Source organism: Synechococcus sp. W60.3 (genome assembly GCF_047502615.1).
In the GTDB taxonomy this organism is placed as follows: Bacteria; Cyanobacteriota; Cyanobacteriia; order Thermostichales; family Thermostichaceae; genus Thermostichus.
Genome location: NZ_JANSHJ010000007.1, coordinates 82,772 through 96,346, shown reverse-complemented (window position 1 = coordinate 96,346; position 13,575 = coordinate 82,772). Strand labels below are relative to the sequence as shown.

General features: G+C 61.5%; 10 protein-coding genes and 1 pseudogene. 6 read left to right on the top strand and 5 right to left on the bottom strand.

What is annotated here, in order from left to right:
• Nucleotides 1-95, bottom strand: a pseudogene (locus tag NW846_RS04355) (IS630 family transposase); the annotation flags it as partial.
• Between the two features lie 229 nt (nt 96-324).
• Between NW846_RS04355 and NW846_RS04350 the strand changes: the two are divergent.
• The 4 genes from NW846_RS04350 to NW846_RS04335 all read left to right on the top strand — a co-directional run bounded on the left by NW846_RS04350 (nt 325) and on the right by NW846_RS04335 (nt 4,881).
• Nucleotides 325-1,914, top strand: coding sequence for a glycosyltransferase family 39 protein (locus NW846_RS04350; protein ID WP_011429058.1), 1,590 nt, complete (start codon nt 325-327; stop codon nt 1,912-1,914).
• Between the two features lie 244 nt (nt 1,915-2,158).
• On the top strand, nt 2,159-2,341 hold the full coding sequence (locus NW846_RS04345) for a hypothetical protein (protein WP_041438029.1): 183 nt from the start codon (nt 2,159-2,161) through the stop codon (nt 2,339-2,341).
• 8 nt (nt 2,342-2,349) lie between these two features.
• Nucleotides 2,350-2,607 carry a CRISPR-associated endonuclease Cas2 gene (gene cas2, locus NW846_RS04340; RefSeq protein ID WP_240527297.1) on the top strand — a complete coding sequence of 86 codons (258 nt, stop codon included), beginning with the start codon at nt 2,350-2,352 and terminating at the stop codon, nt 2,605-2,607.
• Between the two features lie 393 nt (nt 2,608-3,000).
• Nucleotides 3,001-4,881 (top strand): AMP-dependent synthetase/ligase, encoded by a 1,881-nt coding sequence (locus NW846_RS04335; protein WP_414348203.1) that lies wholly within the window; start codon nt 3,001-3,003, stop codon nt 4,879-4,881.
• On the opposite strand, the gene NW846_RS04330 is transcribed toward NW846_RS04335, so the two are convergent.
• Nucleotides 4,878-5,198 (bottom strand): hypothetical protein, encoded by a 321-nt coding sequence (locus tag NW846_RS04330; RefSeq protein WP_011429055.1) that lies wholly within the window; start codon nt 5,196-5,198, stop codon nt 4,878-4,880. The two genes, NW846_RS04335 and NW846_RS04330, sit on opposite strands and share 4 nt — an antisense overlap.
• A 220-nt stretch (nt 5,199-5,418) precedes the next feature.
• Between NW846_RS04330 and NW846_RS04325 the strand changes: the two genes are divergently transcribed.
• Nucleotides 5,419-6,744 carry a (Fe-S)-binding protein gene (locus tag NW846_RS04325; protein WP_414515381.1) on the top strand — a complete coding sequence of 442 codons (1,326 nt, stop codon included), beginning with the start codon at nt 5,419-5,421 and terminating at the stop codon, nt 6,742-6,744.
• Here NW846_RS04325 and NW846_RS04320 read toward each other — a convergent pair.
• The 3 genes from NW846_RS04320 to pstS form a co-directional block, all read right to left on the bottom strand.
• Nucleotides 6,741-7,709 carry a DnaJ C-terminal domain-containing protein gene (locus tag NW846_RS04320; protein WP_011429053.1) on the bottom strand — a complete coding sequence of 323 codons (969 nt, stop codon included), beginning with the start codon at nt 7,707-7,709 and terminating at the stop codon, nt 6,741-6,743. The two genes, NW846_RS04325 and NW846_RS04320, sit on opposite strands and share 4 nt — an antisense overlap.
• 198 nt (nt 7,710-7,907) lie before the next feature.
• Nucleotides 7,908-9,794: a molecular chaperone DnaK gene (dnaK, locus tag NW846_RS04315; RefSeq protein WP_011429052.1), complete on the bottom strand. Its 1,887-nt coding sequence runs from the start codon at nt 9,792-9,794 to the stop codon at nt 7,908-7,910.
• Between the two features lie 249 nt (nt 9,795-10,043).
• On the bottom strand, nt 10,044-11,126 hold the full coding sequence (pstS, locus tag NW846_RS04310; protein WP_414347099.1) for a phosphate ABC transporter substrate-binding protein PstS: 1,083 nt from the start codon (nt 11,124-11,126) through the stop codon (nt 10,044-10,046).
• Nucleotides 11,127-11,584: 458 nt separating this feature from the next.
• Here pstS and speA point away from each other — a divergent pair, with 458 nt between their 5' ends.
• Nucleotides 11,585-13,510 carry a biosynthetic arginine decarboxylase gene (gene speA, locus NW846_RS04305; RefSeq protein ID WP_414515378.1) on the top strand — a complete coding sequence of 642 codons (1,926 nt, stop codon included), beginning with the start codon at nt 11,585-11,587 and terminating at the stop codon, nt 13,508-13,510.
• Nucleotides 13,511-13,575: the final 65 nt, after the last annotated feature.

Here is a 13,575-nt window from a genome sequence, read left to right as displayed (position 1 = left end):
ACCATGAAGCGTTTAGCTACCTGGCGGATGGAGGTGTTACCTGCCTGATAGGCTGCTACAACTCTTTGCCGCAAATCCAAAGAATGAGTCGGCATTCCTTTCTCTCCTTCCTCTTGAATACCTGTACCCTATTTTAAATTAAAAGGCTGTAGCAAGGCAAGGGCGGAAGCAGAGCAATTGGGCCAGCTTTTGGGGTGTCCGGTAAAGCTGCCGGAGGCAACGTCTTAGGCTCAGTTTATTCTGAGCCCCCACTTGGTTTTTTGGGGACAAGTCTGGCCAAAGCTGAGACAATAACACCTGTCCACACGCTCAAGGGGATCCCCTGTGCTGCCGAAAGCTGCTCTGTGGATTTTGGGCCTGGGCCTGCTTCTGCGCTGCTTGGTGGCTGCTCTGTTGCCACCGGGCTTTGACGAAGCCTACTACTACCTCTACACCCGCCATCTGGACTGGAGCTATTTTGACCATCCGCCGCTGGTGGCCTGGACAACGGGCTTGGGGCCTGTTTTGACGGGGCAGGTGTCGGCTTTTTCGATTCGACTGGGATCCCTGCTGGCCTACACCGGCTCTTCCCTGTTGCTTTACCTGACGGCGACGCGGCTTTTTTCGCCACAGGCGGGGCTGATCACCCTGGCAACCATCAGCATCGCCCCCATTTTCTGGATTGGGTTTGGGGTGCTGACCCTGCCGGATAGCCCGCTGATGGTGTTTACGGCGGCAACCCTGTGGGTGGCTGCCCAGGAGTTTTTTCCGGCTCCCTTGGCGGAGGGGAAATTGGGGGTCTATGGGGCAGCGCGCTACCGACCGGGGCCGCGGCTGGCGCTGATTGGGCTCTTGGTGGGGCTGGCCTGCCTGGGCAAATACCACGGCCTGGCGCTGGGGTTTGGCCTGGTGCTCTTTTGTCTGCTCAGCCCGGCCCACCGCTGCGCTCTTCGGTCGGGATGGGCGCTCTTGGCGGTGGTGGGGTTTTTGGCGGCCTTCAGCCCCGTTTTAATCTGGAACACCCAACAGGATTGGGTCTCCTTCCGCTTCCAGGGGGGGCGAGCAGTGCCGGAGGCAGGGTATCAACTGCAGGAGCTGGGGCTGACGGTGCTGCAGGAGATGGGGTACCTTTTCCCGACCTTGGGGATCCCTCTGCTGGGGCTGAGCTTGGCCGAGGGTGGGCGGGTGGGGCTGGCGCTGGTTCAGGGAAGACGCCTCACGGATCAGGAGCTGAAACAGCTTTTAATCTTGGCCTGTGGGCTGCCGCTGGTGTTGGCTTTTACCTTCATGGGAGGCTACCGGCCCATCCTCCCCACCTGGCCCATGCCGGGGTTTTGGGTGCTGAGCTTGCTGTTGGGATCCCGCTGGGAACGGTGGCCAGGAGCAAGGCAACTCTTGGCGGGGACGGCGGTGGCAGTGGGCCTGTTGGTGGCAGTGGGGCTGGCCCATGTGCGCTACGGCCTCCTCCAGGATCCCGGCGGGCTGGGCCTGTGGCCGGTGGAACGGGATCCCTCGACTCAGCTGATTGACATCGAACAGTTGCGGCGGCAGTTTCAGACGGATCCCCGCTTGGCCCAGGCTCTTGCAGAGGCGGATTTTATCTTCACCAACGTTTACTTTTTGGGCGGGCAGATCGGCATGGCCTTGGCGCCGCTGACGGAGAAGCCCCTCACCTGCCTGGATGAAGATCTGCGCGGCTTTGCCTTTTGGTCCCAACCTGAAGACTGGCTGGGCAAAGATGGGCTGCTGGTCACCTCCCAGCTGTTTTGGCCAAGAGCAGGGATCCAGGCTGTCTACGGCACCTACTTTGAACAAATTGAGCCAGTGGCAGAGGTTCCCCTGCGGCGGGCGGGCGCGGTGGCGCAAACCTTTCAGGTGTACCTGGCTCGGCAGATGCGCCAACCCTATCCCCGTCCCTACTCCCGCTTGCGCTAGCAGCCACAGCGAGATACCTTTGGGTTCAACGCAAGAAAAGACAGTCTGGAGAGCATTAGGCAAATTTTGGGCAGCAAGGTTATTCGGTTGGATCTCTAGGAAAGCATACTGGTACTTTGACGACGAATCTAAGGGCATCTAGGCCGAGGCCTTTGTGAGAGGGATGAGCGAAATGCTGGGTAAGCCAACTCATCAAGGCCGGCTTGCTCACCCCGGAAGACTGCGAGCCGTCGCCGGATGGAGCATGGGATCCCTGGCCAAAAAGCTGTTTTTGGGTGAGCTGGAGCGCCGCTTCTGCGAGCCTTTGCTTTACCCTCCGCAATCGCGTCGCCTAGCCCTGAGCCAAATCGTGCTGGAGCAAGCCCGCTGGCTGGGCCGTTGCCTGGTGAGCGGCAACCTAGAGTACGAAGCAATGGAGCTGCGCTGAGGCTATGGTTGGTTTGCTACGACGTGGTGGACGATAAGCGCCGACAACAGTTGGCCAAGCGCCTGGAACAGTGCTGCCAGCGAGCGCAATACTCCGTTGTTGAATGCCCCCTGGACACTGCCGAGCTGGAAAAGTCGTGGCTGCCTCTGCTCAACCTCGAGGAAGATAGCCTGCAGGCCTACCCTCTGGATGCCACCGCCAAACGACGTACCAAGGTCTTCGGCGGGCCTCTCCCCTACGAGCCGCCGGACTACCTTATTTTGTGAGATTCTCAGCTTAGCCGAGATTGTAAAGTTTTGGGGCCGATCCATCGGGGGGAGCCATTGCTAGCTTCTTTTGCGGGTGCCATAAGATCTAGTAGCTTTTGCCGGGATTGGCGGGAAAATGCAGCATGACGTCCCCAAAAGAGCGAATTTTCTGAGTTGCGCTTATTCGGGGAAGCGAGGTTAACATCTGTGGCGGGAAGTCTCGGTACTTCCTCGCGAGCGCACCTTGAAAACCTCATGAGTTCAGGCTTTTCCGGGAGTAGGGTTGATCCCTACCTTTTCCCCGCAAGGGGAAGGGGTTGGATTTGGTGACAGATTGAGAACTGTCCTGGGGGTGTCTTGGGAAAAAGCCCAAGTTTACTAGACTGTAAATGTGATTTAGGGTACAGATTTATGACTACTGTCTCCGCTGCTGCTACCCCCGCTGGGACGACGCTGCTCGACATCTGGCAAGTCCTGGCCGAAAAGTTTGCCGATTACACTGCCCTCAGGGATCCCCATGCCCAGCCGGTCTTTGAGATTTCTTACGGGCAGCTCTTTCGCCGCATTCAGATCTTGGCTGCCGGTTTGCAGGCTTTGGGCATTCGGCCTGGGGATCGGGTGGCCATTTTTGCCGACAATTCCCCCCGCTGGCTGATGGCAGATCTGGCCACGCTGTTTACGGGAGCGGTCAATGTGCCGCGCAGCGCCGTGGCGGATCCGGCGGAGCTGGGCTACATTTTGCGCCATTCCGGCAGCACCGCTTTGATTGCCCAGGATGCGAAGACCCTAAGCCGGGTGCGGCCGGTTGTGCAGGAGCTGGGCCTGGAGCGGCTGCTGTTGCTTTCCGATGAAGAAGAGCCGGGGGTATTGAATTTTTCTCAGTGGCTGCAAAAAGGCCGGGAGCGCCGCTACGAGCCGCCGCGGCTGGAGCGATCCCAGTTGGCCACCATCATCTACACTTCTGGCACTTCCGGTCGGCCCAAGGGGGTGATGCTCAGCCACGGCAACCTGATGCACCAGGTGGAAAACTTGCATGTGGTGGTGCAGCCCCGGCCTGGGGATAAGGTGCTGACAATTCTGCCCACCTGGCACTCCTACGAGCGGGCCTGTGAGTATTTTCTCCTCAGCCAGGCCTGCACGTTGGTTTACACCAACCCTCGCTTTATCAAGCAAGATTTTCAACAGGAGCAGCCCCACTATCTGGTGGCGGTGCCCCGCATCTGGGAGACCGTTTACGAAGGGATCCAGCGGCAATTTAAGGAAAAAAGCCCCCTGATGCAGCGGCTGATCCGCACCTTGATGGCGGCCAGCGAAGGCTACGTGCTCGCCGGGCGGATTGCCGGCAACCGGTCGATTTTACACTACGGCGTCAGCCCGTGGGTGCGCCTGGGGGCCCGCCTGCAACAGGGGCTGCTCTGGCCTGTCCACCGCCTGGCCGATGCGCTGATCTACCGCAAGGTGCGGCAGGCTTTGGGCCCCAATTTTCAACAGGCCATCAGCGGCGGCGGATCCCTGCCCGCCTACCTGGATCTGTTTTACGAGGTGGTGGGCATTTCCATCCTCAATGGCTACGGCCTCACGGAAACCTCGCCGGTGCTGTGCGCGCGGCGTCCTGACAACAACGTGCGCGGCACGGCGGGCCCCCCCTTGCCAGGGACGGAGTTTCGCATCGTGGATCCGGAGACGCGGCAGCCGTTGCCCCCTGGCGAAAAAGGGCTGATCCTGGCGCGGGGGCCGCAGGTGATGATGGGCTACTACAACAATCCGGAAGCGACTGCCAAGGTGCTCAGCCCCGACGGCTGGTTTGAAACAGGGGATCTGGGCTGGCTCACCCCCGACGGACAACTGGTGATCACCGGCAGGGCCAAGGACGTGATCGTGCTGCTTAACGGCGAAAATGTCGAGCCGCAGCCGCTGGAAGATGCCTGCCTGCAATCCCCCTACATCAGCCAGATCGTGATCGTCGGGCAAGACCAAAAGAAACTGGCCGCCCTCATCTACCCCAACCTCGATGCCCTTAAGGCTTGGGCCGCTGAGCAAGGGATCCCGGCTGCGGAGGCCGAGCTCTTGGGCCACCCGCAGGTGCGCACGTTGATTTTGCAGGAGGTGCGGGCCCGCATCCAAGAGCGTCCTGGCTACCGGCCCCACGAGCAAATTGCCGACTTCCGCTTTTTGCCAGAGCCCCTGAGCGTGGAAAACGGCCTCATGACCCAGACGCTGAAAATTAAGCGTAACCCGGTGGCCGAGCGCTACGCCCACCTCATCCAGGAGATGTATCCGACAGGGAGCTAAGTTTGGGATCCCCGCTGTTGCTCCAGGTAGCGCCGGAAGGTCTCCGGGGGAATGGCCCCCCGGTAGGCGCCGCAGTAGTAGAGGGTGAGCACCGCCTTGTAGGCCCAATCGGTCGGCACCACGTCTGGGAAGGGGCTGGGCAAGGTGTCTGCCTGGTTGGCGGCGCAGGCTTGCAAGATCTGCTCTGTAGTGAGCTGTTCGGCCAGATCGGGGGGCAGCTCCCGCAGGTTGGCCTGGGCAAAAGCCGCTCCAGATAGGCTCAAACTGGAGAGAGCTGCCCCCACAAGAGCTGGGGTGAAGAGGTGTTGCACTTTCATTGGGAAATGAACGACGAGGAGAAATCGGCCGGGTATGTCCCTTCTCTAGGGTAGTACGGACGAAAAGAGCGTTTGGATCTGGATAGAAGTCTCAGACGCTCTGTTCCCAGATTAAGATGCAAAAAACCCCGGAAGCAAAAGGAGGGGACAGGATCCCCGAACGGCCAATTCTCTCTTTACGGGGGTGATGAAGTGTTGAAAGCGCGATAGGTCGAGGCCGATGAGCTCATCCAAAAGGCCGAGTTTTGACAGCCTGGATCCGCCGGATCCAAAGCTAATCGATGCCTGTGTGCACTGTGGGTTTTGTCTGACCACCTGCCCCAGCTACCGCGTCCTCGGCAAGGAGACAGACTCGCCGCGGGGGCGCATCTACCAGATGGACGCCCTCAATCAAGGCCAAATCTCTCTCTCGGCAGCAGTGGTTTCCCATTTCGATACCTGCCTGGGCTGTCTGGCCTGCGTTACCGCCTGTCCTTCGGGGGTGCGCTACGACCGGCTGATCGCCGCCACCCGCCCGCAGATCGAGCGCAACCACCGCCGCAACCTTTGGGATTGGCTGTACCGCCAGTTCATCTTCTGGCTCTTCCCCTACCCGGCGCGGCTGCGGCCTCTGCTCTGGCCCCTTTGGCTCTACCAAAAAATGGGGGTCGGCGCCTGGATCCGCCAAGGGCTGGCGAAGGTCTCCCCGCGCCTGGCGGCCATGGAATCCCTCTTGCCCCCTCTTGAGGTGGGGCAACTGCTGCCCAAGCGCTACCCGGAGCGGATCCCGGCGGTGGGCGAACGCCGCTTTCGCGTGGGGCTGCTCCTCGGCTGCGTGCAGCGCCTGTTTGCCCCGCAGGTGAATGAGGCCAGCATTCGCGTCTTGACCCACAACGGCTGTGAGGTGGTGATCCCGCCCGCCCAGGGCTGTTGTGCGGCCTTGCCCCACCACCAAGGGCAACTGCAGCAGGCAGAAGCCCTGGCCCGCCAGATGGTGGATGCTTTTGCCGGCTACGAGTTGGATGCCATTTTGGTGACTGCCTCCGGCTGCGGCCACACCCTCAAGGAGTACGGCCACCTTTTGGCCAGGGATCCCGACTACCAAGAGAAAGGGGCTCAGTTTGCGGCCAAAGTCAAGGATATCCAGGAGTTTCTGGCGCAGGTAGGGCTGACCGCTCCCCTGTACCCCCTGCAGCCGGATCCCTTGGTGCTGGCCTATCAGGATGCCTGCCACATGCTGCACGGGCAGCGCCTCAGCCAGGAGCCGCGACAACTGCTGCAGCAAATTCCCGGGCTGGAGCTGCGGGATCCTGTCGATGCCGCCCTCTGCTGCGGCAGCTCCGGCGTCTACAACCTGCTGCAGCCCGAGGTGGCCGACGAGCTGGGATCCCAGAAGGTGGCCAACCTGCTCAACACCGGCGCCCAGGGGATCGTCTCCGCCAATACCGGCTGCCGCCTGCAGCTCCAGAAGCACCTGCGTCTGCAAGGCAAGGCCGGGATCCCCATTTATCACCCGATGGAACTCCTGGATCGCGCTCTCCGACCGCCCACTCCTCCTTCTAGCTAGAGCTTGAGGGCGGCACGGGGATCATAGGACTGAACCCGCTGCAGCTTTTCGTAGAGCTCCCGCTCCTCCTCCGAAACACGGGTGGGCAAATAGATCTGAACTACCGCGTAGAAATCGCCCCGCTCTCCATTGCCCTTGGGAAAACCCCTCTCTGCCAAGCGCAACTTTCGCCCCGGCTGCATGCCGGGTGGGATCCGCAGCTTCACCACTCCATCCAAGGTGGGCACCTCCACCTGGGCGCCCAAGACGGCCTCGCTGGGGCTGATGGGCAAATCGCAGTAGACGTCAAACCCCTCAAGGCGGTAGAAGGGGTGCTCCTTCAGCTCGATCTTGAGGTACAGGTCGCCGGCGCCGCCGTTGGGTTTGGGGTGGCCTTGGCCGCGCAGGCGAATCCGCTTCCCTGGCGTCATCCCTGCTGGGATGTTGACCTCGAGCACGCGATCCCCGCCCACCCGTAGGCGGCGTCTGCCCCCTTCAAAAGCTTCGGGAATGGTGAGCTGGATGGTGGCCTCCGCATCGTAGTTGGCGTTGCCAGCGGAGCTACTGCTGCGATCCGCACCTGAGTTGCGCACCCGGCCCAGCAGTTGATCGATGAAGTCTTGAAAATCCTCAAATTGGCTGAAATCGACGCCACTGCCAAAACCGCTTCCCCCAAAGTCTTCGCTGAAGGAGCTGTCGCCAAAAGGGCTGCTGCTGTAAGGCTGGCTGTAGGTATCCCGCCGGTAGCGGAACCCGCCCTGCTGGTGGTACTGGCCAAATTGGTCGTATTGCCTGCGTTTGCCGGGATCCGAGAGAACTTCGTAGGCTTCGTTGATCTCCTTAAACTTCTCTTCGGCAGCTTTGTTGTTCGGGTTAACATCCGGGTGATATTTTCGGGCCAGGCGCCGATAGGCCTGCTTGATCTCGTCGGCGGTGGCCGTCTGGCTGACCCCCAAAATCTTGTAGTAGTCCTTGAAATTTTGCATGGAGGCGTCCGCAGGCAAGTCACTGAGAAGGGTCAGAAAACCAAGAGGCCAGGCATCAAGGGATCCCTCCCTCTGACCTGTTGACGAAAAGAGAAAGAGGCGGGCTAGACGCTATCGCCCATCCCGTCCCTCCCCATTATCGATGCTCCAGACAAAGGCGGGATCCGCCCTGCGGGCCCCAGGGGGATCCCATTGTCGTTACTTGCTCTCGGTGAAGTCGGCGTCGATGACGTCGTCGCTGCCGCCGGAGGTTGTCCCAGAGGTGGAGCTGGAAGCGGCGCCGGGCTGCTGATAGAGCTCGCTGCTCATGGCGTAGAGGGCCTCTTGCAGCTCCCGCTCTTTGCTCTGGATGGCGCTGTCGTCGTCCCGCTGGATGGCCTCCCGCAGCTCTCGCACCAGGGTCTCGATTTGGCTGCGCTTGCTGGCGGAGACCTTGTCTCCCAGCTCCTTCAACTGCCGCTCAGCCTGGTAGGCCAGCGAGTCGGCCTTGTTGCGGCGCTCGATTTTCTCGCGGCGGGCGCGGTCTTCGGCAGCGTATTTTTCCGCCTCGGCGATCATCCGCTCCACCTCTTTGCTATCCAGCGTGGAGGCGCCGGTAATGGAAATGCTCTGCTCCTTGCCGCTGCCCTTGTCTCTGGCCGTCACTTTGAGGATGCCGTTGGCGTCGATGTCGAAGGTCACCTCGATCTGCGGCACACCGCGGGGAGCCGGCGGGATCCCGTCCAGCTTGAAGCGGCCCAGGGACTTGTTGTCGCGAGCCAACTCCCGCTCCCCTTGCACCACGTGGATTTCCACCGAGGTCTGCCCATCTTCGGCGGTGGAGAAAATCTCCGACTTGCGGGTGGGGATGGTGGTGTTGCGCGGGATCAGCTTGGTGGCGATACCGCCCAGGGTTTCCACCCCCAAAGACAAGGGGGTGACATCCAGCAACAGCACGTCTTTGACCTCGCCCGCCAGCACGCCAGCTTGGATGGCAGCACCCACGGCCACCACCTCGTCGGGGTTGACAGTTTGGTTGGGCTCTTTGCCCAGCAGCTCCTTCACCAGCCGCTGCACCGCCGGGATGCGGGTGGAGCCGCCCACCAGCACCACTTCGTTGATGTCGGCCTTGGTGAGCTTGGCATCCCGCAGGGCCTGCTCCACCGGCCCTTTGCAGCGCTCCAGCAAGTCGGCGCAGAGGTGTTCAAACTGGGCGCGGGAGAGCTTCAACTCCAGGTGCTTCGGACCATCGGCCGTGGCGGTGATGAAGGGCAGGTTGATGGTAGTCTCGGAGACGCTGGACAGCTCGATCTTGGCCTTCTCGGCGGCTTCCGTCAGCCGCTGCAGGGCCTGCCGGTCTTGCCGCAGGTCGATCCCTTCCATTCGCTTGAACTCTTCGGCCATCCAGTCGACGATCTTCTTGTCGAAGTCGTCGCCACCCAACTGGGTATCGCCGCTGGTGGCCTTCACCTCGAAGACGCCATCCCCCACCTCCAGAATGGAGACGTCGAAGGTGCCACCGCCCAAGTCGAAGACGAGGATGGTCTCGTTGTTGCGCTTGTCCAAGCCATAGGCCAAGGAAGCCGCCGTCGGCTCGTTGATGATGCGCAGCACTTCCAAGCCGGCGATCCTCCCGGCATCTTTGGTGGCCTGCCGCTGCGAGTCGTTAAAGTAGGCCGGGACAGTAATGACGGCTTGGGTGACCGGTTGGCCTAGGTAGCGGCTGGCGTCTTCTACCAGCTTGCGCAGCACCATGGCCGAGATCTCTTCGGGGGCAAATTCCTTGTTCATGCGGGGTGAGTACAACTTGACATTGCCCCGCTCATCCCGCCGCACCTGGTAGGAGACCCGCTTGGCATCGACGTTCAGCTCATCGTACTTGCGCCCGATGAACCGCTTGACCGAGTAAAAAGTGTTCTCGGGGTTGAGCACCGCTTGGCGACGGGCCATCTGGCCCACCAGGCGCTCCCCATCTTTGGTGAAAGCGACCACTGAGGGTGTAGTGCGGCTCCCCTCGGCATTGGGAATGACAGTGGGGACGCCCCCTTCCATTACGGCGACAACCGAGTTGGTTGTGCCCAAGTCAATTCCTACAACTTTTCCCATCGGCTCCTTGTTCTCCTTTTGTTCAAGACGTGACCTCGGCTACCGCCGCCAGGCTGTATGAAGTAGCTTGGGCAGCCAATCCGTGAAAATTCAGCAGGTATTTAGCCGTTTCCTAGGTCGATCCTAACCAGCAGGGCATCTGGGTCAGGGCGAGAATGCCGCCCATTTCTGGCGACTGGAAGGCAGAACAGTTACGGATCTCCGTACCTGCCGCGGCCTTGCTTCCAGGACCGGTTGGGGCAAGGGCGGCTAGCTCTGGATAAGCTGCAGGGCTTCCAGGCTGCGGGCTACAACGGTTTCGGCCAAGGGCAGGTAGCCCATCTCTGCGGCCAGAGCTTGTCCCTCGCTGAGGGCCCAGCGCAGCACTGCCCGCAGGGCGTTGGCCATGGCGGGATCCCGATACTGGCGGTAGGCCAGGATCCAGGTGTAGGTGACGATGGGGTAGGCCCCCGCGCCGGCGGGATCGGGCACAAAAGCCCGCAGGTTGTCGGGCAGCTCGATTTCGCTCAGGGCCAGGGCCGAGGCTTCCGGGGTGGGGAGGACGAACTCGCCGCGGCGGTTTTCCAGGGCCGCCACCGACAGATCCAGGTCGCGGGCATAGACCGATTCCACATAGCCGATCACCCCTTCGCTGAGGAGCATCTGGGCGCTCATGCCTTCGTTGCCTTTCACCCCAATGCCCACCGGCCACTCCAGGGACATGCCGACGCCGATCTCGGAGGCCCAGGTGGGGTCGATGGCGGCCAGGTGGCGGGTAAAGGTGTCGGTGGTGCCGCTGCCGTCGGAGCGGTAGCAGACGGCGATGGGCAGGTCGGGGATCTCCAGGTCGGGGTTGAGGGCCAAAATCTGCAGATCCCGCCACTGGGTAATTTGGCCGCGGAAGATCTGCACCAACACCGAGCGGGACAGTTTGAGGCCGGAGCGGATCCCGGGCAGGTTGTAGCCGACGGCAATGCTGCCTGCCGTCATCGGGATCATGACCACGCCCCGCTTGACTTCGGCAATTTCGGCATCGGTCATGGCCACGTCGCTGGCGGCAAAGTCCACCGTCTGGTCGATAAATTGGCGGATGCCGGCGGCGCTGCCCACCGGCTGGAAGTTGATTTCGACTTTGGGATCCACCTGGCGGTAGTCGGAAAACCAGCGCAAATACAGGGGAGCCGGGAAGGTGGCCCCGGCCCCGTTGATCAACAAGGTCTCAGCGGCAAGCTGGCTGTCGGCAACAGGGCCAGCCTGCCCAGAACGGGATCCCCTTTGGCAGGCGCTCAGGCCAGCAGCAGCCAGCAACGACAGCAGCATTTCTCGGCGGCGAAGGCGGGGCAGTTGCACCATAGCTGAGGCGCTCCAAGCTCTCCGCCCCGATCCTTGTCTTGCCTACGGAGCCCTGTCAAGGGTGGCCATCCTGAGCTCTGGGAAGCACCAGAGGGGACAACCTTCCGCAAAAGGCAGCTTCTTCCCTCCACCAACTTGTCGCCGATCCTTGCAGGATTCGCTGCGCTCTTGGGCAACAGTTGGGATCCCAACCCCGCTTCTGGATCCAGAGTAAAAAACGAAGCTTGAGCGAGAAAAACAAAGGAAAACAGCGAAAAAAAGAGAACGAGAGAGTTGAGTTCTGCAGCAACTGCAGAGGGATCCTCAGGCCAAAGCCTTATCTGGCAAGGCTTAGCCGGTTTGGGGCCGGATCCCCCCTGCCTTGGAAAAATCTTGACATATCTTGGAATAGGGCAATATATTGTGGGTTCTGTGCAGAAATCCTGCGCTGTTCACATCTCGGTATCTGGGGGACTACTATGCCGACTTTGACTCGTTCTCCCTGGACACTGCGAGACAGCGAAAAGCTCTATCGCATTTCTGGTTGGGGGGATCCCTACTTCCGTATCAACGCCGCCGGTCATGTGGAGGTAACCCCACAGGGCTCACAGCAGCAGGAAGGGGGCATCGACCTGTACCACCTGGTAACGGATCTGGTGGCGCGGGGTTTGCAGTTGCCTTTGTTGATTCGCTTTCCCGAGATCGTGGCCGACCGCATGCGGCGGATTTGTGAGAGCTTTCAGCAGGCCATCGAGCGCTTTGGCTACCCCAACGTCTACCGAGGGGTTTACCCGGTCAAGGTGAACCAGCAGCGCCACCTGGTGGAAGAGGTGGTCAAGCACGGCCGTGCCTACCACTTTGGCCTGGAGGCGGGATCCAAGCCGGAGCTGTTGATCGCCCTGGCTCTGCTGGATACACCTGGGGCTTTGTTGATCTGCAACGGCTACAAAGACCGCGACTTTATGGAAACGGCCCTCTTGGCCCAGCGGCTGGGGCGCACCCCCATCATCGTCCTGGAACGGCTGCAAGAGCTGGAGCTGGTGCTGCAAGCTGCCGAGCACCTGGGGATTGATCCCCTGCTGGGGGTGCGGGCCAAGCTGTCCGCCCAGGGCAGTGGCCGCTGGGGCACCTCGGCTGGGGATCGGGCCAAGTTCGGCCTCACGGCCACCGAGATGTTGCAAGTGGTGGAGCGGCTGCGGGAAGTCGGCAAGCTGCACTGTCTGCGCCTGTTGCACTACCACATCGGCTCGCAGATCTCGATGGTGAGCGTGCATGGGCGGGCCGTGCGGGAGGCCAGCCAGATCTACATCGAGCTGGTCAAGCTGGGGGCGCCGATGGGCTATCTGGATGTCGGCGGCGGCTTGGGGGTCGATTACGACGGATCCCAGTCCACCAGCCACTTTTCCCAGAGCTACAGCCTGGAAGATTACGCCGCCACCGTGGTGCAGACGGTGCTGACCGCCCTGCAGCCGCACGGGATCCAGCCGCCGGTGCTGGTGACCGAAAGCGGGCGGGCCCTGATGTCCCACCAGTCGGTGCTGGTCTTCGACATCCAGGATGTCAACGCCGCCAGCCCCTACCCCATGCCCACCCAGCTCACCTCCGATGCTGAGGTGATCCAAAAGCTGAACCAGCTCTACTACGAGATCCGGCCCGAGACCCTGGTGGCCGACTATCGCCGCTGCCAGGAGCTGAAAGAGGCCGCCCTGCGCCAATTTACCGAGGGATCCCTCAGCTTGCGGGAGCGGGCCGAGGTGGAGCGGCTGTTTTGGAACTGCTCCGACAAGATCTGCACGCTGGCCTACGAGCAGCACCAGGCGGGGCAGCCGGTGGCCGTAGATCTCCTGGATCTGGACGAGATGCTGGCCAGCATCTACTACGGCAACTTCTCCCTCTTCCAATCCCTGCCGGATAGCTGGGCCATCGACCAGGTGTTCCCCATCATGCCCATCCACCGTCTGGACGAGGAGCCGCGCCAGTGGGCCACCCTGGCCGATCTGACCTGCGACAGCGACGGCAAGATCAACCGCTTCTTTGGCGAAGACGGGCAGATCACCTCGGTTTTGCCGCTGCACGATCCCAACGGGCAGCCCTACCTGCTGGGGGTGTTTCTGGGGGGCGCCTACCAAGAAATCCTGGGGGATCTGCACAACCTGTTTGGCGATACCAACGCGGTGCATATTCGCTCCCGCCCCGGCGGCTACCACGTTTCCCAAGTCATCAAGGGGGACACCATCGGCGAGGTGCTGAGCTGGGTGCAGTACAACAGCGAAGACCTGGTGGAAACCCTCCACCACGCCACCGAAGCCGCTCTGCAACGGGGGCAGATCAGCCTGGCCCAGGCCCGCGCTTTGCAGCAGCACTTTGAAGACAACCTGCGGGCCTACACCTACTTGCACCCCTAGGTTCGGGGACAGCCCCAAAGTCCAGGTCAAAACAGCAAGGGATCCCGGCCCACAACCGGGATCCT